Source organism: Variovorax sp. PDC80, from assembly GCF_900115375.1.
Lineage (GTDB): Bacteria > Pseudomonadota > Gammaproteobacteria > Burkholderiales > Burkholderiaceae_C > Variovorax.
On sequence record NZ_FOWG01000005.1, the window covers coordinates 435,560 to 454,992 of the forward strand.

Genomic DNA, 19,433 nt, shown 5'->3' on the forward strand with positions numbered 1-19,433 from the left:
GTAGCGAGATCATCTTCGCACGGCTTCCTAGCATGGCCCGGCCTCGACACGAGGTTTCACAGAAAGGGCTATCGCATGCAATGCAATCCGCCGCCGGCCACGCCGGGAGGCCGCCGATGAACAAGGGCCGCCTCGGGCTTCTCACCGGCACCCACGCCGTCAACGATCTCTACCAGGGCCTGGTGCCCGCGCTGCTGCCGCTGATGGTGCTGGAGCGCGGCTACAGCTACACGGCCGTGAGCGGGCTGATGCTCGCGGCCACCGGGCTGTCGAGCGTGGTGCAGCCGCTGTTCGGCCTCTATGCCGACCGCCATCCGCGGCCCTGGCTGGTGCCGGTGGGCTTCCTGGTCGCGGCGCTGGGGCTGGTGCTCGCGGGCCTGGGCTCGAACTACCTCTGGACCTGGCTCGCGACCGTGCTGTGCGGCCTCGGCATCGCGGCCTACCACCCGAGCGCCACCGTGGCCGCGCGCGCGGCCGGCGGCGCCTCGCAGAAGGCGATGAGCGTGTTCTCGGTCGGCGGCACCATCGGCGCCTCGTTCGCGCCGGTGCTCGCCACCACGGTGGTCGGCGGCGGCGCGCTGTCGCGCAGCTACCTGCTCGGGCTGCCCGCGCTGGCGATGGGCGCCGTGTGGCTGCTGGCCAATCGCGGCCAGGGCGCGGCGAACGCGGCACGGGCCGGCGCGGCCCGGCGCGCGCAGGCCGCGGCGCAGCGGGCGCCGAACGACTGGCGCGCCTTCGCGCTGCTGGTGGCCACCATCGTCGGCTGGTCGATCCCCTACGTGACGGTGCTGTCGATGCTCTCGCTGCGCATCACGCGCGACCTGCACGGCTCGGCCTTCCAGGGCGCGGTGGCGCTGACCGGCTTCACCGCCGCCGGTGCCGTGGGCACCCTGCTGGGCGGCTGGCTCGGCGACCGCCTCGGGCGCATGGGCACGATCCGCGCGGGCTACCTGCTCGCGGTGCCGGCCATGGCCGGGCTGGTGCTCGCGTCCTCGCCCGCCTGGGCGCTGGCCTGCACGGCGCTGCTGGGCCTGTGCATGTTCCTGCCCTTCGCGGCGCAGGTGACGTTGGCGCAGGACTACCTGCCGCGCAACCCGGCCACGGCCAGCGGCATCACGCTGGGACTCGCGCTCTCGGTCGGCGGCCTGGTGTCGCCGCTGTTCGGCCTGCTGTCCGATGCGCGCGGATTGGGCGTGACCTTGAGCGCGGTGCTGTGCGTGCTGTGCGTGGCGGCGGTGCTGTCGCTGCGCATGCGCAACCGCACGCTCGATGCGGCCGTGGTCTCGCCGCGCCCCGCGCGCGCCGCCTGAACCACCGGAACCGGTGAGTGCGCGAGGGCCTGTCGTTGCGGCGGCCGTACAGCCGCGACGATCCGACACATGCGGGCCGGGTTTCACTGCCAGAATCGAAAATCGCCCTCGGCGACCGGTTCCGACATCAACACAACCAGGACATGCGCATGAATCGATTCCTTCCCCGTCCCTCCGCAGGTGCCGTGCTCGCGGCGGCGGCCCTGGCCGGCCTCTGTGCAGTCGCACCGGCCGTGGCGGCCGATGCACCCGCGAAGGCACCCGCACCGGCAGCGGCGCCGGCCCCCGCTGCGGCCCCTGCGGCAGCAGCACCGGCCGCTGCCGCACCGGCTCCCGCCGCTGCACCCGCGCCTGCGCCCGCCGCGGCCGCCGCCGCGCCGGCCGAGGTCGAGGCCGCCGTGCGCGCCTGGGCTGCCGCCTGGGCCTCGAAGGACGTCGACAAGTACCTCGCCAGCTACGCGAGCGACTTCCAGCCCGCCAAGGGCAGCAGCCACAAGGCCTGGGAAGAAGAGCGCCGCAAGCGCATCGGCAACAAGTCGAGCATCAGCGTGAAGGTCGACAACCTGGTGGTCAGCATCAACGGCAACACGGCCACCGCGAAGTTCAAGCAGAGCTACGCCGCCGACAAGATCAAGGAGAGCGGCCGCAAGACGCTCGAGCTGCAGCGCGTCGATGGCCGCTGGCTGATCCGCAAGGAAAGCGCGGGCGGCTGAACGCCGCCGCAGGTCACCGGCGTTCGACGAGACGGCGCGCGCTCGCAGCGCAGCGCCGCGCCGGTCGCACGTCCCAGGTCGAATTGATCCGCTAAATACGGAGCATCCAAAGAATAGATTTTGCGGATGCCCACCGCGAATCGATCATCGCTGCCACAAGAGCGCGGCGATTCCCTTGCCGTGCCGTCGCAGGGAGACAAGCATGCAATGGGATGTGATCGTGGCGGGCGGTGGGCCATCGGGCCTGACACTGGCGGCCGAACTGGCGGGTTCGGGCGCGCGGACCCTGGTGTTGGAGCGGCGCCAGGGCGGCGTTCAATCGCGAGCCGGCACCGTGCTGCCGCGCCTGCTCGAACTCTTCGATGCGCGCGGCATCGCCGAGCGCTTCATCGAACGAACGCGCGAGATCGCGGCCTACCCTTTCCGTCCCACGCACATCTGGGCCGGCTTCACGCCGATCGAGTGGCGCCATCTCGAAACGCGCTTCGGCTTCACGCTGGGCCTGCCGCAGAACCACACCGAGGACATCCTGCGCCAATGGGCCGGCGACAGCGGCGCCGAGATCCGGCACGGCACCGCGCTCCAGGCATTTCGCGAGGACGGAGACGGCGTGCAGGTGGAGGCGCTCGACGCATCGGGCGAAAGCCACACGCTGCGGGCGCGCTACCTGGTCGGCGCCGACGGTGGCCGCAGCACCGTGCGCGAACTCGGGGGCTTCGCGTTCGAGGGCCACGCGGGCACCTTCCGGGGCCTGGCCGTCGATGCCGAACTCGAAGCGCCCTGGCCCGGTGGGCGCATCGACATCGACAACCACATGGGCTGGGTGCGCGGCTACGTGTTCGGCGCGGGCATCACGCGCTTCAACATCGTGCACCGCGACCGCCGCCATGCGCCCAGGGACGAGCCCGTGACAGTGGACGAAGTGCGCCAGTGCATCCGCGACGTGCACGGCACCGACTACGGCATCGAGCGGCTGCGCTGGGCCTCGCGCTTCGATGACCAGATGCGTGCCGTCCCGTGCCTGCGCCGGGGCCGCGTGTTCCTGGTCGGCGAGTCGGCGCGCGTGCACTATCCGGCCAGCGGCGTCGGCATGAACTTCTGCCTGCAGGATGCATTCAACCTCGGCTGGAAGATGGCGAACGTGATCCAGGGCATCGCGCCCGAATCCACGCTCGACAGCTACCACGCCGAGCGCTATCCGGTCATGCAGGCGCTGCTGGCCAGCGTCAGGGCGCAATGCGCGCTGCAGTTCAACTTCTCGCCCGAAGGCGTAGCTCTCAAGCGCCGCTTCGCGCAACGCCTGCTGCCCCTGCCCGAGGTACAGCGCCAGCTGGTGCGCGAGCTGTGCGGGCTCGAGAACCCCTATGACACCGGACCGGGCAACCATGCGCTGGCCGGCCGATGCCTGCCCGACTTCGACGTGATCACGCTCGACGGCCGTTCGCGACGGGTCGCGCAGATGCTGCGCAACAGGCGCTTCGTGCTGCTCGACCTCGAGGGCTACAGCGGCCAGTTCGCGCAGCTCGATCTCACGGGCCTGCCGGTCGACCTGGTGCCGGCGCGCCTGGGCCGTCCCCCCGCGTCGATGACTGGCGTGAAGGCCCTGCTGATACGCCCCGACGCCTACGTGGACTGGGCCAGCGACGAGCTCGCGGGGACCGCGCAGCTCGAGGCACGGCTCGCCCGCTGGTTCGAGCGCTAGGCCTTCCCGCATTCCGCCCAACGAGTCTTCGCAGCGCCGCACGACGAGCTGCGCGAAGGACTCGCGACCTCCTCATTCGCAAAACCCCACGATCCATGACAAGCCTTGCCTGCCCTCCTGCGCTCGCGGCCCTGCTGCTGGCCGCGCTCGCCGCCGACAGCGCCGCCCAGTCCTCGGCCACCCTCTACGGCACCATCGACCTCGGCATTCGCAGCGTGCACAACGGCGGCCTGGGCTCGAAGACCACGCTGTCCAGCGGCGGCTACCGCATCAGCCGCCTGGGCCTGCGCGGCAGCGAGGAACTGGGCGCGGGCTGGCAGGCCGGCTTCCGCCTCGAGGCGCTGATCAACGCCGACACCGGCAAGCTCGGCTCGCCCACGCTGGCCGAGCATTTCTGGAACCGCCATTCCTATCTCGAGATCGGCAGCGGCACGCATGGCAGGCTGCGCCTGGGCTACGACAACACGCCCACCCACCGCCTCTGGCTCGACAGCGAGCCGTGGCTGATCGGCATCGGCAGCTCGGGCAACCTGTTCGACACGCCGCAGAACGGCCCCTGGCGCGAGGTGTTCGGCCCGGTCTCGCGCTTCGAGACCACCATGTACTACGCGCGCAACATGCTGCAGTACCTGAGCCCCCGCTTCGGCGGTTTCTCCGGCGAACTGGCCTACGCCTTGCGCGAGGGCGATGTCTCGGCCAGCGGCGCGGCCGGCATGCGGCAGTACCGGCTGAGCTACGACGCCGGCCCCTTTGCCGCGGGCTTCTCGCAATCCCGTTCCGAGGCGCAGGTGGTGGCCGGCGGGCCCGCGCGGCGCTTGACCGACAGCGTGGCCTCGGTGTCCTACGACCTCGACGGCGCCAGGCTCGCGCTGTCGTGGCGGCAGTTCCGCGCGGCCGGCAGCAAGGAGTCGGTCGTCCGGTTCACGGCCATCCTGCCGATGCCGCACGGCTACCTCAATGCCTCGTATGCGCGCAGCCGCCAGGCGGGCCGCATCGATGCCCATCCCGCTCCCGGCACCCGCGCCGGCCCCATCGACGGCAACGGCAGCACGCAGCTCGCGCTCGGCTACGTGTACCCGTTGTCGCGGCGCACCTCGCTCTACGCCAACGTCGCGCGCCTGTCGAACCGCGGCGCCTCGTTCCTGGCACTGCCCGGCGGACCGCCCACCACCGCGGGCAACTTCGCCGGCGGCCGCTCCACCGGCGTCGACGCGGGCATCACGCACGCGTTCTGACATCGCTTCCTCCCACCGAGACAACAGCCATGACACTGACTCCCCTCCCTCCGGTCCACCGCGTGGTCACCGGCCACGATGCCACCGGCAAGGCCATCGTCGCCATCGACGGAGCGCTGCCCACCGTGGTCGAGCTCGCGGCCATTCCGGGCACCGTGTTCCACGAGCTCTGGAACACCAGCGCCAGCCCCGCGGCCATCGACAACGGCCCCGACCCGACACCGGGCCCGTTGACGCTGGCGCCCGCGCCGCGCGGCACCCGCCTGCGCTTCGTCGACATGCCGCCCGACACGCCCGAGTTCCTCGCGCAGGGCGCGCAACGCATGAAGGAACTGTTCGCGCGCACCGGCAACGACGCCCACTCCACCGCGCGGGCCGGCTCGCCGCATCCGCTGATGCACCGCACCGCCTCGCTCGACTACGGCATCGTGATGGAGGGCGAGATCACGCTGGTGCTCGACGACTCGGAAGTGAAGCTGGCCGCGGGCAGCGTGGTGGTACAGCGCGGCACCAACCACGCGTGGGCCAATCGCTCGCAGCGGCCCTGCCGCATGCTGTTCGTGCTGATCGACGGCGCGCTCGATCCCGGCATCGCCGCGACCTTGGCCACGGCCGCGCCGGACGGAGACCGCGATGCGCGCTGACAACGCCGAACTCGCGCGCCACTGGCGCCTGCTGCTGGGCTCGACGCTGGGCATCTGCGTCAGCTCGTCGGCCCTGTTCTATTACACGAGCTCGGTCTTCTTCGCCGAGCTGAACCATGCGCTGGGCTGGTCGCGCAGCGAACTGGCGCTGGCCAACGTCGTGCACACCGCGGCCATCGCGCTGCTGTCCCCGTTCGCGGGCCGGTTCATGGACCGGCACGGCATCCGCGCACCGATCGTGTTCTCGCTGTGCGCGCAGGCGGCCTGCTATGCCGCGATCGCGCTGCTGCCGGCCACGCTGCCGCTGTTCCTGAGCCTGCAGGCCCTGCTGTCGCTGCTCGGCGTGGCCGCGACGCCGGTGGGCTACTCGCGCGCCATCAGCGCGCGCTTCGATGCCAAGCGCGGCCTCGCGCTCGGGCTGGCCATGAGCGGCCTCGGCGTGGTGGCGATCCTCGCGCCGCTCGTGCTGCCGCGGATCGTGGAAGCGGTGGGCTGGCGCGGCGGCTACCTCTCGCTGTCGGCCTTCGTCGTGCTGCTCGGCGCGCCCGCGATGTGGCTGCTCGGGCCCGAGGTGGACCGCGCGCCCGTGCGGCCTGCGGCCGCGCCGGCCCAGGCCACGCACGATCTGCCGCTGCACCGGCGCCCGCTGTTCTGGCTGCTGATCGCCGCCTTCGTGCTGCCGATGCTGTTCGGCTCGGGCTACATCGTCCACTTCATCGCGATGATGCGCGACCGCGGCCTGAGCGCCACCGAGGCGGGCACGATGGCGGCGCTGATCGGGGTGGCGGTGCTGCTGGGGCGCCTGGTCACCGGGCTGCTGATCGACCACCTGTTCGCGCCGCGGGTCATCGCCGTCGTCATGCTGCTGTTCGCGGGCGGCCTGCTGCTGCTGACGACCGGCCACCCGATGCTGGCGCTGCCCGCGGCGTTCACGATCGGCTTCGCGATGGGCGCCGAACTCGACGTGCTGGCCTACCTGGTCTCGCGCTACTTCCCCATCGCGCGCTTCGGCCGCACCTACGGCATCTTCTACGGTGCCCTCATGGCCGGCGGCGCCTGCAGCGCCCTGCTGATCGCCCAGCTGCATGCGCGCACCGGCAGCTACGAAGCACCGCTCGTCCTGTCGGCGGCCATGCTGGCCCTCGCGGCCGCGCTGTTCCTGCTGGCACCCCGTTTCCCTTCATCGCCCGCGTCCTCGTGACCGGCCCGCAACCCTGGCTCGACAAGGAACACCCCATGCGCCCCTTCACCCTGGTCTCTTACATGGACGCCAACGATCGCAGCCGACCGGGCCTCGCGCTCGGCGACACGATGGTCGCCTGGAGCGACCTCGCCACCGCGCACGGTCTGCCGCTGGCCGAGGCCACGATGCCCGAACTCATCGCGGCCTGGCCGATGCTCGAACCGCGGCTCGCCGCGGTCGAGGACGGGTCGCTCGCCACGCCGCGCGACCTGGCGCAGGTGCGGCCGGCGCCGCCCGTCGTCGGCGGCGGCCTGTTCTGCAGCGGCCCGAACTACCGCTGCCATCTGAACGAGATGACGGCGGGCCAACGCAGCGACATCGACAAGAAGGTCGCCGCCCCCTTCTTCTTCTCGAAACCCGCGGCCCATTCCATCATCGGTCCCGGCGCGCCGATCGTGCTGCCCGCCGGCTCGCACAAGCTCGACTGGGAGGCCGAACTCGCCGTCGTCATCGGCCGGCCCGCGCGCGACGTGCCGGTGGAACGCGCGATGGACCATGTGTTCGGCTATTCCATCCTCAACGACCTGTCGGCGCGCGACCTGTTCCGCCGCGAGGAATGGCCAGGCTGGCTGGACTGGCTCGGCTGCAAGGGCTTCGAGGGCTCCGCCCCGCTGGGACCGGCCATCGTGCCCGCGCACCAGGTCGCCGATCCCTACGACCTGACGCTACGGCTCTGGGTCAACGACGTGCTGCAGCAAGAGGCGTCGACCGCCCAGATGATCTTCAGCATCGCCGAGCAGATCGCCTACCTCAGCCGCCGCGTGACGCTGCGCCCCGGCGACCTCATCGCCACCGGCACGCCGGCCGGCGTCGGCATGCCCCGGAACGTCTTCCTTCAACCCGGCGACGTGGTGCGCGTCGAGATCGAAGGCCTGGGCATCGGCCCGCTCGTCAATCCGGTCGTCGCCCACCCTCTTCATTCCCCAAGGAGCCTCCAGCCATGAGCACCCTCAAGTTGAACCGCCCGCTGCGCCTGTCCCACGGCACGCTGAGCTGCCGCGATCTCGCGGCCTCGCGCCGCTTCTACGAGGAATTCCTCGGCCTCGACTGCGTCGAGCATGTCGCCGGACGGGCCATGATGATCCGCCTCGGCGGCTACTGGACCGTGGTCTGCCTGCCCTCGCCGCGCGAACAGAAGCTCGACGTGCACAACCACTGGGGCCTCGACCTCGAATCGCGCGCCGCGGTCGACATCGCGCGCGCGCTCGCGCTGCAGCACCAGGAGGACTACGGCATACGGCGCGTGCTGCCGGCGCGCGAACTGCACGGCGACTACGGCTTCTACCTCGAGGACCGCGACGGCAACTGGTGGGAATTCCAGTGCCTGGGCGGGCGCGACTACGACGACATCTTCCGCGCGGGCGACCAGGTCCGTGCGCCGGAAGGTCCCCGGCCATGAACGACCACCGACTCGACATGCCGCCCGCGCGCGCCTATCGCCGCATCGCCACCGAGGAGGCCTATGCCCCGCCCGAACTGATCCAGGCCTACCGCCGTCTGATCGACGGCGGCCACAGCGACGACCCCGGCTTCACCAGTTCGTGGCGCTACTTCCTGAACAATCCCTCGCCGCGCACGCAGTCCATCATCGCCAAGCTGCAGGACCTGGGCGAGGGGCGCCTGCGCGACATGGATGCCGCGGGCATCGACATGCAGCTGCTGTCGCTGGCCTCGCCGGGCATCCAGGTGTTCGACGCACCCACGGCCAGCTCGCTCGCGATCTCGTTCAACGACGCATTGGCCGAGCACATCGCGCACCACCCCGACCGCTATGCCGGCCTGGCGGCGATCGCGCCGCACGCCCCGGAGCGCGCCGCGCGGGAGCTGGAGCGCGCAGTCCGCACGCTGGGCCTGAAGGGCGCCATCGTCAATTCCCACACGCACGACAGCTACCTCGACGACCCGCGCTGCTGGCCCATCTTCGAGGCGGCGCAGGCGCTCGACGTGCCGATCTACCTGCATCCGACCTCGCCCTCGCGCGGCCTGATCGCGCCGCTGCTGGCGCGCGGCCTCGACGGCGCGATCTTCGGCTTCGCGGTCGAGACCGGCATGCATGCGCTGGCGCTGATCGTCTCGGGCGTGTTCGACCGCTATCCGCGGCTCAAGCTGGTGCTCGGCCACCTCGGCGAAGGCCTGCCGTTCTGGCTCAGCCGGCTCGACTTCATGTACCGGGCCGGTGCCGCCACCGGCCGCTATGGCTCCTGGGCCAAGCTGGAGCGCAAGCCCAGCGACTACCTGCGCCAGAACATCTTCGTCACCACCAGCGGCATGGCGTCCGCGCCGGTCATCGCGTTCTGCCAGGCCCAGCTGGGTGCCGACCGCGTGCTCTACGCCATGGACTATCCCTTCGAGTACGTGGCCGACGAAGTCCATGAAACCGAGGCCACCGCCTGCAGCGCGCAGCAGATGGCGCAGCTGTTCGAGACCAATGCCCGATCGCTGTTCAAGCTGTGAGCCCGCCATGACCGCTTCGACACTCGACGCCATGGTGCACACCCTGCGCCACGAAGCCGAGGGCATCCTCGGCGTGGAGTTGCGGCCCGCCGGCGCGGGCCTCGCGTTCCCGCCCTTCGAAGCCGGCGCGCACATCGACCTGCACCTGCCCAACGGCCTGGTGCGCAGCTACTCGCTGTGCAATGCGCCCGGCGAACGCCACCGCTATGTCGTGGCCGTGCTCGACGAGCGCAACGGCCGCGGCGGCTCGCGTTGCGTGCATCGGCAGCTGCGCGTGGGAGACCGCCTCGCGATCTCGCCCCCGCGCAACCATTTCGCGCTGCACGCCGACGCGCCGCGCAGCGTGCTGGTCGCCGGCGGCATCGGCATCACGCCGATCTTCTGCATGCTCCAGCACCTGGTCGCGCAGGGGCGGCCGGTGGAACTGGTCTACTGCGCGCGCAGCGCGAGGGAAGCGGCCTTCAGGGAAGCGATCGCGGCCCTCGGCCCGCGCGCGCGGGTCGCCTGGCATTTCGACGACGAGCAAGGCGGACCGCCCGACCTGACCCGCCTGCTCGCGGGCCGGGGCAGCGACAGCCACTACTACGGCTGCGGCCCGGCGCCGATGCTCGAAGCCTTCCTGCAAGCCTGCGAGCGGCATCGATATCCGCACGCCCACATCGAACGCTTCACGGCGCTCCAGCCGGCCGCCGCGGCAACGGGCCAGGGCTTCGAGGTGCTGTGCCGCAGGAGCAACCGGTCGGTGCGGGTCGCCGCGGGACAGTCGGTGCTCGATGCGCTGCTCGAGGCCGGTCTCGACCCCGCGCATAGCTGCAAGGGCGGCGTGTGCGGTGCCTGCGAAACCCCGGTGCTGGACTTCGATGGCGCGCTCGAGCACAACGACGGCATCCTCTCGCGCGAGGAACAGCAGTCGGGCAAGACGATGTTGATCTGCGTCTCGCGCTGCACCGGCACGCGGCTGGTGCTCGACCTCTGAACGGCCCTTCGGCCGGCAGGTTCAGGCGGCCGCGGTCGCGGCCGGCTTCGCGGCACGGCGCCGGCCCGGCGCCGCAACGCTCCCACCCCCGAGCGCGGCCAGCGCCGGCATCGCCTGGCCTATCTCCAGCAGCAGCGCGCGCAGCCACCCCAGCGCCGGGTCCCGCTCGAGGAACTTGTGCCATTGCAGCACTTGATGAAAGTGCGGCAGCTCGATCGGGCAGGGCAGCACGCGCAGCGGCAAGCGTTCGGCCATCTTCAACGCCACCCGGGTGGGCAGGGTCGCGATGCGCGAAGTGCCGAGCACCATCTCCGCCATCAGCGCGAAGTTGGGCGCGATGACCTCCTGGCGCCGCTTGTGCCGCCCGATCTCGACCACGTGGGCGTCCACCGTCACGCGCCGTCCGTCGGGCCAGGCCAGGCCCACGTGCCCGCAGTCGAAGTACTGCGCCACGTCCAGCCGGTCGCGCACCGTCGGATGGCCGGTCCATACCGCGCAGGAGAACGACTCCTCGTACAGCGGCTCCATCGGATGGCCGGGCACGGCCGCGAAATCGGGGCAGATCAGCAGCTCCATGTCGCCGCTGTCCAGGTGCTCCTTGGAGCGCGCGCCGAGCAGGCGCAGATCGAATTCCATCAGCGGCGCGCGCAGCGCGGCCTGGCGCACCGCTTCCTGCAGGAACACCAGGATGACGTTGTCCGACGATTCGAGCGTGAAATGCCGTGCCGAGGTCGTCGGATCGAACGAGGGCCGGATGCGCGTGATGGTCTGCACCTGCAGCAACACGTCGCGGATCGGCTGCTGCAGTTCGCAGGCCAGCGGCGTCAGCGCCTGGGCCTTTCCGACCATGACCAGCAGGTCGTCCTCGAAGTACTCGCGCAGGCGGCTCAAGGCGCAACTGGTGGCGGGCTGGCTCAGGTAGAGCCGCCTGGCGGCACGCCCGACGCTGCGTTCGGACAGCAGGGCATCGAGGATCACGAGCTGGTTCAGATCGAGCTTGTGGAAACGCATGGCTGACTCCCTTTGTTGATTTTCGCGAGGCGAAGAAATTGAAGCACGGAGCCCGGCTGCCATGGCAGCGGTACAACCCTTTGGCGGATCGACATTCCTTGAGGCCTTTGGTTTTCGGCGCTTCATGAAGGTGTCACGCGCATCCCCGAAGCTCGGGCTCCATCCCGGACCCGGCGGCACCGCATGTTTCCCACCAAGACCGACAAGGCGCGCGACGAACTCCAGGGCGGACAGCGCACCCTGAGCCAGCGCGAACGGGCGTTGCTGCTGATGGCCGACGGCCGCCGTTCGCTGACCGACTTCAGCCCGCTGTTCGCGAGCCACGGCGAAGCCGAGCAGACGCTGATGACGCTGGTGGAGCGCGGCTACCTGCACGATCCGAAGGCCGCCGAAGCCGCGGCCGTGGCCGAAGCAGCGCCGGCACCGCAGCCCGCGCCGGCCGTCGAACCCATCCACGTCTCGACCGCCGCCGACACCTTCGACGGCAAGCGCTCGCTGGCCACCACGCGCATGTTCCTGTTCGACATCTGCGAGCGCATGTTCGTGCGCCGCGATCCACGCTTCGCGCTGCAGATGCGCGACGCGCTGCGCGAGGCGCGCGACCGCGAGGCCATGCTGACCATCGCCGCGCTGATGCTGACCGAGGTCGAGAAGACCGCCGGCACCGAGCGCGCCGAGTCATTGCGCGAGCGCATCGACCGGCTGCTGCCGCCGGCCGAAGTGGTGCACTGAGCTCAGGCGCGACGCCGCGGCGCCGCTGAACGCGCGGCCTTCAGGCTCTTCAATTCGGGCAGCCCCTGCGCGGTCTCGCGCAGCAGCGAGCGCAGCCAGACGATCGCCGGATCACGGTCCTGGTGTTTGTGCCACTGCAGCTTCTCGGTGAAGCCCGGAATCTCGACCGGACAGGGCTGCACCTGCAGCGGAAAGCGCCGCGCCATCTGGTGCGCCAGCCGCGTCGGCAGGGTGGCGATGCGCGCGGTGCCGAGCAGCAGCTCGGGCACCAGCGTGAAGTTGGGCGCGATCACGTCCTGGCGGCGCGTGCGCCGGCCCGTGGAGATGAGCCGCGCGTCGAAGGTCACGCGCCGGCCGCCGGCCCATTCGATGCCGACGTGGGCGGACTCGAAGTACTGCTCGGCGCCGAGCCGCTTGCCCTTCACGGCCTGGTCGAGGCACAGCAGGCACGAGAAGGTGTCCTCGAACAGCGGCTCGGACGGATGCCCGGGCACGATCGCGAAATCGGGCGAGATCAGCAGCTCGATCTCGCCGCTGTCGAGGTGCTCGCGCATCTGCGGGCTCATGGCGCGCAGGTCGAACTGCATCAGCGGCGCGAGCGTGGCGGCGCGCCGCACCACCTCGGACAGCAGCACGCTGATCACGTAGTCCGAGGACTCGATGGTGAAGCGCCGGGTCGAGGTGGCCGGGTCGAAGCCGGGCCGCGCGCGTGTGATGGTCTGCAGCTGCAGCAGCACGTCGCGCACCGGCTTCATCAGCTCGTTGGCGAGCGCGGTCGGCACCTGCGTCTTGCCGACCGGCACCAGCAGTTCGTCCTCGAAGTATTCGCGCAGCCGGCTCAGCGACAGGCTGGTCGCCGGCTGGCTCAGGTACAGCCGCTCGGCGGCGCGGCTCACGCTGCGCGTGGTCAGCACCGCATCGAGCACCACCAGCAGGTTGAGGTCGAGTTTGTTGAAGCGCATGGGTCGTCTCCTTGATTCGCGCGAGATCTTCCAGGAATTTGCGCGGCAAATGCATCGAATTTAAAGAATGAATTTTGCATATGCATCGCCGGCCCGGATCATCCGCCACCAACGAGCCATCGCCAGCTCGCAGAACAAGCAACCGGAGACAAGACAAGATGCAAGACCAACGCAAGCGCGCACGCGCGCAGTGGGCCCTGGTGGCCTGCCTGACCCTGCTGAACATGCTGGCCCAGATCGACAAGAACATCCTGGTTCTGATGGTCGGTCCGATCCAGCGCGACTTCGGCGTCAGCGACATCCAGATCAGCTTCCTGATCGGCACCGCCTTCGCGGTCGCCAACATCCTGGTCGGCCTGCCGGCCGGCTGGCTGGCCGACCGCTTCGACCGCCGCCTCGTGATCGCCACCGGCGTGCTGGTCTGGTCGGCGGCGGTGGCGGCCAACGCGGCGGCCACCGCCTTCATCGCGCTGGTGATCGCGCGCGCCGTCGTCGGTGCGGCCGAGGCGCTGACGCCCCCCTCTTCCTATTCGCTGATCCGCGACGGCGTGGACGACCGGCGCCGCGCCCGCGCGCTCTCGGTCTACACCATGTCGATGATGCTGGGCACCGGCCTGTCGCTGGTGCTCGGCGGGCCGCTGCTGCACCTGGTGCAGGCCTCGGGCATCCATGCGCTGCCCTTCGTCGGCGAAGTCTCGGCCTGGCAGCTGACGCTGTTCATGATCGGCGTGGCCGGCCTGCCGCTGAGCCTGCTGATCTTCTGCTTCAAGGATCCGCGCTCGCAGCGCGATGCGGCCACCCGTCCGCAGGAGGGCCTGCGCACCGTGCTGCGCTGGCTGGCCGGCCAGCGACGGCTGTTCGTGCCGCTGTTCGCCTTCGCGGTCGGCAGCTCGATGATCGGCTTCGGCATGGCGGCCTGGATACCCACCATGATCGCGCGCCGCTGGGGTCTCGAGCTGCGCGACATCGGCCTGATGCAGGGCGGCCTGCTGCTGACGATGGGCCCGCTCGGGCTGTGGCTGGTCGGCGTGGCGCTCGACCGTGCCACCGGACTCGCGGCGGTCGCGCGCATCGGCGCGGTGGTGGCCGCGGCCACCACCGTGTTCAGCGTGTCGATGTGCCTGACGGGCGACCTCACGGCCTTCTGGCTGCTCGATGCGCTGGTGGTGCTGTGCTCGTGGAGCTTCATGGCGGTCGCCTCGACCTTCGTGGCGCGCACCGTGCCGGCCGGCGGCATCGGCATGGTGATGGCGATCGTGCTGGTGCTCAACGGGCTGATCGCCCAGTCGGGCTCGCCCACGCTGATCGCACTGGTGGCGCGCCATCTCTACGGCGGCCAGGCGCTGGCCCTGCCCTCGGCGATGGCCACGGTGTTCGCGCTGTCGGGCTGCATCGCGGTCGGCGCGGCGCTGCTGCTCGGCGGCCGTCTCGCGCGGCGCGAGACGTCGGGCGTGACCCTCGAGCGGCGGATGCCGTCGTGATCCCGCAGCAGCCTTCCGGGAGCCACACCCTCATGATCCAACGCAACACCCAGGCCCTGCTGCTCGCCCTGTCGGGACTCTCGCTGGCGCAGGGCGCGCAGGCGCAATCGGAACTCAAGCTGTCGGGCCTGCTCGGCAGCGGCGTGCTCTACACCCGCGACTCGGGCGGCCGCAGCCAGCTGCAGATGACCTCCACGCATGCCGCGCCCTTCCTGGCGCTGACCGGCAGCGAATCGCTGGGCGGCGACCTGCGCGCGATCTTCCGCTGGAGCAACTCGGTCTTCGTCGACAGCGGAACGCTCGCGCCGCTCGAGAGCTACATGGGCCTGAGTTCGGGCACCTGGGGCACGCTCACGCTGGGCGCGATGTACGACCTGCTCGCCGACGCGACGCCCTTCACCTCTGAGCGCTACACCTCGCTGCTCGCCACGCATCCCGGCAACCTGGACCGCACGGTCGGCAACTCGCTGAGCAACCTCGTCAAATACAAGTCGCCGGTGTTCGGCGGCTTCCAGTTCGGCGCCATGTACGGCTTCGCGGAGGCGGACTCGACCACCAACGTCGGGCGCGCCGTCGGAGCGGAACTCAGCTATGCCAGCGGGCCGCTGCAGGCGCTCGCGATCTGGGAGTCGGTCAAGGGCATCCCGTACGCGCCCGCGACCCGGCTCGGCGTGCCCAGCCTCTACGGCGTCGACTTCACCAAGGCCCCGGGCACGACGCTGTCGCAGACGCAGGACACGGCCACGGTCGGGCTGGCCTACACCAGCGACGGCTGGCGCTGGATGGGCAACTACAGCCACACGCGCCTGTCGGCGGCCGGACTGCAGCAGACCGAGACGGCGCGAACCCTCGATGTCGGTGCCTACAAGTACCTCACGAACCAGTTGCGCATCGGCGGCGGCTATTCGCTCACGAAGCTCGCGAGCTACCGCTGGGATCAGGTCCATGGCCATGTCGACTACGCGCTGTCCAAGCGCACCAGCCTCTACCTGCTCGGCGTGCTGCAGAAGGCGGGACCCGGGCAGAAGGCGGTGCTGCGCAGCCAGGCCGTCGCGGGCGGCCGCCGCCAGTCGGCGTTCGAGGTCGGCATGACGCACGCCTTCTAAAAAGCTTTCTTCCAAGGAGATCGAGTGACCGGAGATTCAATGCAGTGGGACGTGATCGTCGTCGGTGGCGGCCCCTCGGGCCTGACCGTGGCGGCCGAGTTGGCGGGTTCGGGGGCGCGCACGCTGGTGCTGGAGCGGCGCATCGAGGGCGTGCAGTCGCGCGCGGGCACGCTGCTGCCGCGCGTGCTCGAGCTGTTCGATGCACGCGGCATCGCCGACCGCTTCATCGAGCGGACGACGCAGATCCTCGACTACCCCTTCCGTTCGAGCCACATCTGGGCCGGCTTCCAGTCGATCGAGTGGGAGCACCTCGACACCCGCTTCGGCTTCACGCTCGGGCTGCCGCAGAACATGACCGAGGAGATCCTCTGGGACTGGGCGGCCGACAGCGGCGCCGAGCTTCGCCGCGGTGCCGAGGTGCGCTCGGTGCGGCAGGACACGGAGGGCGTGGAGATCGAGGTGGCCGCCCCATCGGGCGCGACATCGACCCTGCGCGCCAGCTACCTGGTGGGCGCCGACGGCGGCCGCAGCACCGTGCGAACCCAGTGCGGCATGCCCTTCGAGGGCCACTCGGGCACCTTCCGCGGCATCGTGATCGACGCCGAGCTCCGCGCGCCCTGGCCCGGCGGGCGCACCGGCGCCGACAACGAGATGGGCTGGGTGCGCGGCTATGCCTTCGGCGAAGGCATCACGCGCTTCAACATCGTGCACCGCGACCGCCGCCATGCGACCAAGGACGAGCCGGTGACGCTCGAGGAGGCGAAGCAGTGCCTGCGCGACGTGCTCGGCAGCGACTACGGCATCGAGGGCTTCCGCTGGGCCTCGCGCTTCGACGACCAGATGCGCGCGGTGCCACGCCTGCGCCAGGGGCGCGTGTTCCTGGTCGGCGAGTCGGCGCGCATCCACTACCCGGCCAGCGGCGTTGGCATGAACTTCTGCCTGCAGGATGCCTTCAACCTGGGCTGGAAGCTCGCGAACGTCGTCACGGGCGTGGCCGACGAGGCCACGCTGGACAGCTACGACGCCGAGCGCCTGCCGGTGATGCATGCGCTGCTCGAGAGCGTGAAGGCGCAGTGCGTGCTGCAGTTCAATTTCGAGCCCGATGCGGTGGCGCTCAAGCGCCGGCTCGCGCGGCACATCATTCCGCTGCCCGAGGTGCAGCGCCAGTTGGTGCTGGAGCTGTGCGGCCTCGAACAGCCCTACCCCGGTCGCGCCGGGGAAGCCGATCGCCACCCGCTGGCCGGCCAGCGGCTGCCCGACTTCGACCTCGTCACGCGCGAAGGCCGCTCGGTGCGCGTCGCCGAGCTGCTGCGCGAACGGCGCTTTTTGCTGCTCGATCTCGAAGGCAACTCGCGCCAGTTCGAATCGCTGGACCTGAAGGGCCTGCCCGTGACCCTGCTGCCGGCCCGCGTGGCGCATGTGCCGCCCGCCATGCGCGGCGTGCAGGCGATGCTGGTGCGGCCCGATGCCTATGTGGCCTGGGCGAGCGCGGACGTGGCGCGCGCCGCCGAGGTCGAGGACGAACTCTCGCGCTGGATGAGGAGGTGATGCGATGAAGAACGACGACAAGCCACTGCTGATCGCGGGCGGCTGGGTGCTGAGCATGGACCCGGCCATCGGCGAGCTGCGCCACGGCGACGTGCTGATCGAGGGCGAGCGCATCGTCGCGATCGCGCCCAGCATCGATGCCCCCCAGGCCGAGCGGATCGAGGCGGACCGCATGATCGTGCTGCCCGGCTTCGTCGACACCCATCGCCACACCTGGCAGAGCTGCGTGCGGCATCGCTATGCCGACATCGATTCGCAGGTCTACTTCGCCGAGATGCTGGGCGCCAAGGGCGCGGCCTACCGGCCCGAGGACGTCTACACCGGCACCTTGCTGGGCGCGGTCGCGGCGCTCGACAGCGGCATCACCACGATGCTCGACTGGTCGCACGTGCAGAACAGCCCCGAGCATTCCGACGCGGCGATCGCGGCGCTGCGCGACGCCGGCATCCGCGGCGTGTTCGCGCACGGCTGGCCGCTGGTCGACGGCGCCTCGTGGATGTTCGGCAGCGAGCGCGGCCATCCGCAGGACATCCGGCGGCTGCGCGAGCGCTACTTCTCGAGCGACGACCAGCTGCTCACACTCGCGATGGCCGCGCGCGGCCCCGAGATGGCGCGGCGCGAGACCTGGCTCGGCGACCTGCGACTGGCGCGCGAACTCGGCATCCGCTCGAGCATCCACATGGGCGCCTACGCGCGCAACGCCGCCGTGCGCGGCATCGCGCAGATGCACGAGGCCGGCGTGCTCGGCGACGACCTGACCTTCGTGCACTGCTGCTGCTCGCACCACGACGAGTTCTCGATGATGGCCGACGCCGGCGTCAGCGCCTCGCTCGGCGTGCACTGCGAGCTCAATGCGCAGGGCATGGGCGACATCCCGTTCGACCGGCTGCTGGCCGTGGGCATCCGGCCCAGCCTCAGCGGCGACACCGAGACCAAGTGCGCGGGCGACATGTTCACGCAGATGCGCCATGCCTTGGCCTATTACCGCTCATGGATGGGCGGTGGTCATTCGAAGACGAAGAACGCCCCGGCGACGCTGGGCCTGCGCGACGTGCTGGGCTTCGCCACCCTGGCCGGCGCGCAGGCGAACGGGCTGGCGCACAAGGTGGGCTCGCTCACGCCGGGGAAGCAGGCCGACGTGGTGCTGATCCGCGCCGACGACCTGAACCTGGCGCCGGTCTCCGACGCGGTGGGCGCGGTGGTGCTGGGCGCCCATCCGGGCAATGTCGACAGCGTGTTCGTCGCGGGGCGGGCGGTGAAGCGCGACGGTCGCCTGCTCGATGTGGACCTCGATCGGCTGCGGCAGCGCGCGGCGGACTCGCAGGCCTATGTGCTGGGGCTGCAATGAGCGCGCCGCTCGATCCCGAGCTCGCGACGATCGTCGCGGCGATACGCGCGAACAAGGCACCGCCGCCGTTCTCGGGCACGCCCGCCGAGGCGCGCGAACGCATGCGCCGCGCGGTGATGGCGGCGCGCGAGCGCACGACGCTGCCGGTCGTGGCTTCCACCGAGGACCGCGTCGCCGAACACCAGGGCCTGCGCGTGCCGGTGCGGGTCTACCGGCCCGTCTCTACCGAAGCGGTGTTGCCGACCGTGGTGTTCCTGCACGGCGGCGGCTTCGTGCTCGGCAGCGTCGAACTGATGGACGACATCGCGCGCAAGCTCTGCCGCGACGTGGAAGCCGTGGTGGTCTCGGTGGACTACAGGCTGGCGCCCGAGCACCCGTTCCCGGCCGCGCACGACGATGCCCTGGCCGCGACCCGCTGGGCGCTGGACCAAGCGGAAATGCTCGGCGGCGATCCGTCCCGGGTCGCCCTGGCCGGCGAGAGCGCGGGCGCCAACCTGGCCGCCTGCGCCGCGCTGGCGCTGCGCGGCCAGGCACGGCCGCTGGCGGCCCAACTGCTGGTGGTGCCGGGCCTGGACATGGCGCGCGACGTGGCCGCGATCGAGGTCCGCGGCATCGACTACCCGATGCTCGCGCCCGCCGACCTGCGCGAGATCGCCCGGCTCTGCATGGGCGCCTCGGCCCACCGCGCCACCGAGGTGCCGCCCTCCCCGCTGCGCGCGGCGGAGCTCGCGGGCCTGCCGCCGACCCTGATCGCCGTCGCCGGCCACGACCCGCTGCGCGAGGAAGGCCTGGCCTATGCGCACCGGCTCGAGGCGGCCGGCGTGCCGACCCGGCTGCTGCGCTTCGACGACATGTTCCACCCCTTCTTCGGCTTCTTCGCCCAGTCGGCCGCCGCCGGCCGGGCCCACGACGCCATCTGCCGATCGCTGTCGGACCGGCTGCGCGGCCGCGGCTGAAGCGGCCCGCAA

18 protein-coding genes are annotated in these 19,433 nt (G+C 70.9%); 16 read left to right on the forward strand and 2 right to left on the reverse strand.

Features of this window, described 5'->3' with window-relative positions:
* Nucleotides 1–116 precede the first annotated feature (116 nt).
* The 10 genes from BM109_RS17720 (at nucleotide 117) to BM109_RS17765 (ending at nucleotide 10,277) form a co-directional block, all read left to right on the forward strand.
* Nucleotides 117–1,310: an MFS transporter gene (locus BM109_RS17720; protein ID WP_093344881.1), complete on the forward strand. Its 1,194-nt coding sequence runs from the start codon at nucleotides 117–119 to the stop codon at nucleotides 1,308–1,310.
* Nucleotides 1,311–1,459: 149 nt separating this feature from the next.
* Nucleotides 1,460–2,023: a L,D-transpeptidase Cds6 family protein gene (locus tag BM109_RS17725; RefSeq protein ID WP_256222625.1), complete on the forward strand. Its 564-nt coding sequence runs from the start codon at nucleotides 1,460–1,462 to the stop codon at nucleotides 2,021–2,023.
* A gap of 202 nt (nucleotides 2,024–2,225) precedes the next feature.
* Entirely contained in the window at nucleotides 2,226–3,725 is a 1,500-nt protein-coding gene (locus BM109_RS17730) for an FAD-dependent monooxygenase (RefSeq protein WP_093344886.1), read from the forward strand.
* A 95-nt stretch (nucleotides 3,726–3,820) separates the two neighbouring features.
* Nucleotides 3,821–4,960 (forward strand): porin, encoded by a 1,140-nt coding sequence (locus BM109_RS17735; RefSeq protein ID WP_093344889.1) that lies wholly within the window; start codon nucleotides 3,821–3,823, stop codon nucleotides 4,958–4,960.
* Between the two features lie 29 nt (nucleotides 4,961–4,989).
* Nucleotides 4,990–5,604 carry a cupin domain-containing protein gene (locus BM109_RS17740; protein ID WP_093344892.1) on the forward strand — a complete coding sequence of 205 codons (615 nt, stop codon included), beginning with the start codon at nucleotides 4,990–4,992 and terminating at the stop codon, nucleotides 5,602–5,604.
* Complete coding sequence (locus BM109_RS17745) at nucleotides 5,594–6,805, forward strand: MFS transporter (protein ID WP_093344894.1); 1,212 nt, start codon at nucleotides 5,594–5,596, stop codon at nucleotides 6,803–6,805. Before BM109_RS17740 ends, BM109_RS17745 begins: the two co-directional genes overlap by 11 nt.
* Nucleotides 6,806–6,840: 35 nt before the next feature.
* A complete protein-coding gene (locus BM109_RS17750; protein ID WP_143129187.1) occupies nucleotides 6,841–7,791 on the forward strand; it encodes a fumarylacetoacetate hydrolase family protein in 951 nt (316 codons plus the stop codon).
* Nucleotides 7,788–8,246 carry a VOC family protein gene (locus BM109_RS17755; RefSeq protein ID WP_093344899.1) on the forward strand — a complete coding sequence of 153 codons (459 nt, stop codon included), beginning with the start codon at nucleotides 7,788–7,790 and terminating at the stop codon, nucleotides 8,244–8,246. Before BM109_RS17750 ends, BM109_RS17755 begins: the two co-directional genes overlap by 4 nt.
* Nucleotides 8,243–9,301, forward strand: a complete 1,059-nt coding sequence (locus BM109_RS17760) for an amidohydrolase family protein (RefSeq protein ID WP_256222626.1) — start codon at nucleotides 8,243–8,245, stop codon at nucleotides 9,299–9,301. The genes BM109_RS17755 and BM109_RS17760 overlap by 4 nt, the downstream gene beginning before the upstream one ends.
* A gap of 7 nt (nucleotides 9,302–9,308) precedes the next feature.
* On the forward strand, nucleotides 9,309–10,277 hold the full coding sequence (locus BM109_RS17765) for a PDR/VanB family oxidoreductase (protein WP_093344904.1): 969 nt from the start codon (nucleotides 9,309–9,311) through the stop codon (nucleotides 10,275–10,277).
* 21 nt (nucleotides 10,278–10,298) lie between these two features.
* Here the strand turns inward: BM109_RS17765 and BM109_RS17770 are convergent, their stop codons facing one another.
* Entirely contained in the window at nucleotides 10,299–11,288 is a 990-nt protein-coding gene (locus BM109_RS17770; protein WP_093344906.1) for a LysR family transcriptional regulator, read from the reverse strand.
* A 183-nt stretch (nucleotides 11,289–11,471) separates the two neighbouring features.
* On the opposite strand from BM109_RS17770, the gene BM109_RS17775 reads away from it, so the two are divergent.
* A complete protein-coding gene (locus BM109_RS17775) occupies nucleotides 11,472–12,020 on the forward strand; it encodes a hypothetical protein (RefSeq protein WP_093344909.1) in 549 nt (182 codons plus the stop codon).
* Between the two features lie 2 nt (nucleotides 12,021–12,022).
* Here BM109_RS17775 and BM109_RS17780 read toward each other — a convergent pair whose 3' ends face one another.
* Nucleotides 12,023–12,982: a LysR family transcriptional regulator gene (locus tag BM109_RS17780; RefSeq protein WP_093344912.1), complete on the reverse strand. Its 960-nt coding sequence runs from the start codon at nucleotides 12,980–12,982 to the stop codon at nucleotides 12,023–12,025.
* A 158-nt stretch (nucleotides 12,983–13,140) separates the two neighbouring features.
* Between BM109_RS17780 and BM109_RS17785 the strand changes: the two genes are divergently transcribed.
* The 5 genes from BM109_RS17785 to BM109_RS17805 are packed head-to-tail and all read left to right on the forward strand — an operon-like array spanning nucleotide 13,141 to nucleotide 19,421.
* Nucleotides 13,141–14,463 (forward strand): MFS transporter, encoded by a 1,323-nt coding sequence (locus tag BM109_RS17785; RefSeq protein ID WP_256222627.1) that lies wholly within the window; start codon nucleotides 13,141–13,143, stop codon nucleotides 14,461–14,463.
* A gap of 32 nt (nucleotides 14,464–14,495) precedes the next feature.
* Nucleotides 14,496–15,569: a porin gene (locus BM109_RS17790; protein WP_093344915.1), complete on the forward strand. Its 1,074-nt coding sequence runs from the start codon at nucleotides 14,496–14,498 to the stop codon at nucleotides 15,567–15,569.
* A 24-nt stretch (nucleotides 15,570–15,593) separates the two neighbouring features.
* Nucleotides 15,594–17,117, forward strand: a complete 1,524-nt coding sequence (locus tag BM109_RS17795; protein ID WP_256222628.1) for an FAD-dependent oxidoreductase — start codon at nucleotides 15,594–15,596, stop codon at nucleotides 17,115–17,117.
* A gap of 4 nt (nucleotides 17,118–17,121) precedes the next feature.
* Entirely contained in the window at nucleotides 17,122–18,465 is a 1,344-nt protein-coding gene (locus BM109_RS17800) for an amidohydrolase family protein (RefSeq protein WP_093344921.1), read from the forward strand.
* Nucleotides 18,462–19,421: an alpha/beta hydrolase gene (locus tag BM109_RS17805; RefSeq protein ID WP_093344925.1), complete on the forward strand. Its 960-nt coding sequence runs from the start codon at nucleotides 18,462–18,464 to the stop codon at nucleotides 19,419–19,421. The genes BM109_RS17800 and BM109_RS17805 overlap by 4 nt, the downstream gene beginning before the upstream one ends.
* The last annotated feature ends 12 nt before the right edge of the window (nucleotides 19,422–19,433 follow it).

Bases quoted from the DNA above. Each gene is read 5' to 3' on its own strand.
- BM109_RS17720 (WP_093344881.1), top strand. From the start codon at position 117: ATGAACAAGGGCCGCCTCGGGCTTCTCACCGGCACCCACGCCGTCAAC.
- BM109_RS17725 (WP_256222625.1), top strand. From the start codon at position 1,460: ATGAATCGATTCCTTCCCCGTCCCTCCGCAGGTGCCGTGCTCGCGGCG.
- BM109_RS17730 (WP_093344886.1), top strand. From the start codon at position 2,226: ATGCAATGGGATGTGATCGTGGCGGGCGGTGGGCCATCGGGCCTGACA.
- BM109_RS17735 (WP_093344889.1), top strand. From the start codon at position 3,821: ATGACAAGCCTTGCCTGCCCTCCTGCGCTCGCGGCCCTGCTGCTGGCC.
- BM109_RS17740 (WP_093344892.1), top strand. From the start codon at position 4,990: ATGACACTGACTCCCCTCCCTCCGGTCCACCGCGTGGTCACCGGCCAC.
- BM109_RS17745 (WP_093344894.1), top strand. From the start codon at position 5,594: ATGCGCGCTGACAACGCCGAACTCGCGCGCCACTGGCGCCTGCTGCTG.
- BM109_RS17750 (WP_143129187.1), top strand. From the start codon at position 6,841: ATGCGCCCCTTCACCCTGGTCTCTTACATGGACGCCAACGATCGCAGC.
- BM109_RS17755 (WP_093344899.1), top strand. From the start codon at position 7,788: ATGAGCACCCTCAAGTTGAACCGCCCGCTGCGCCTGTCCCACGGCACG.
- BM109_RS17760 (WP_256222626.1), top strand. From the start codon at position 8,243: ATGAACGACCACCGACTCGACATGCCGCCCGCGCGCGCCTATCGCCGC.
- BM109_RS17765 (WP_093344904.1), top strand. From the start codon at position 9,309: ATGACCGCTTCGACACTCGACGCCATGGTGCACACCCTGCGCCACGAA.
- BM109_RS17770 (WP_093344906.1), bottom strand. From the start codon at position 11,288: ATGCGTTTCCACAAGCTCGATCTGAACCAGCTCGTGATCCTCGATGCC.
- BM109_RS17775 (WP_093344909.1), top strand. From the start codon at position 11,472: ATGTTTCCCACCAAGACCGACAAGGCGCGCGACGAACTCCAGGGCGGA.
- BM109_RS17780 (WP_093344912.1), bottom strand. From the start codon at position 12,982: ATGCGCTTCAACAAACTCGACCTCAACCTGCTGGTGGTGCTCGATGCG.
- BM109_RS17785 (WP_256222627.1), top strand. From the start codon at position 13,141: ATGCAAGACCAACGCAAGCGCGCACGCGCGCAGTGGGCCCTGGTGGCC.
- BM109_RS17790 (WP_093344915.1), top strand. From the start codon at position 14,496: ATGATCCAACGCAACACCCAGGCCCTGCTGCTCGCCCTGTCGGGACTC.
- BM109_RS17800 (WP_093344921.1), top strand. From the start codon at position 17,122: ATGAAGAACGACGACAAGCCACTGCTGATCGCGGGCGGCTGGGTGCTG.
- BM109_RS17805 (WP_093344925.1), top strand. From the start codon at position 18,462: ATGAGCGCGCCGCTCGATCCCGAGCTCGCGACGATCGTCGCGGCGATA.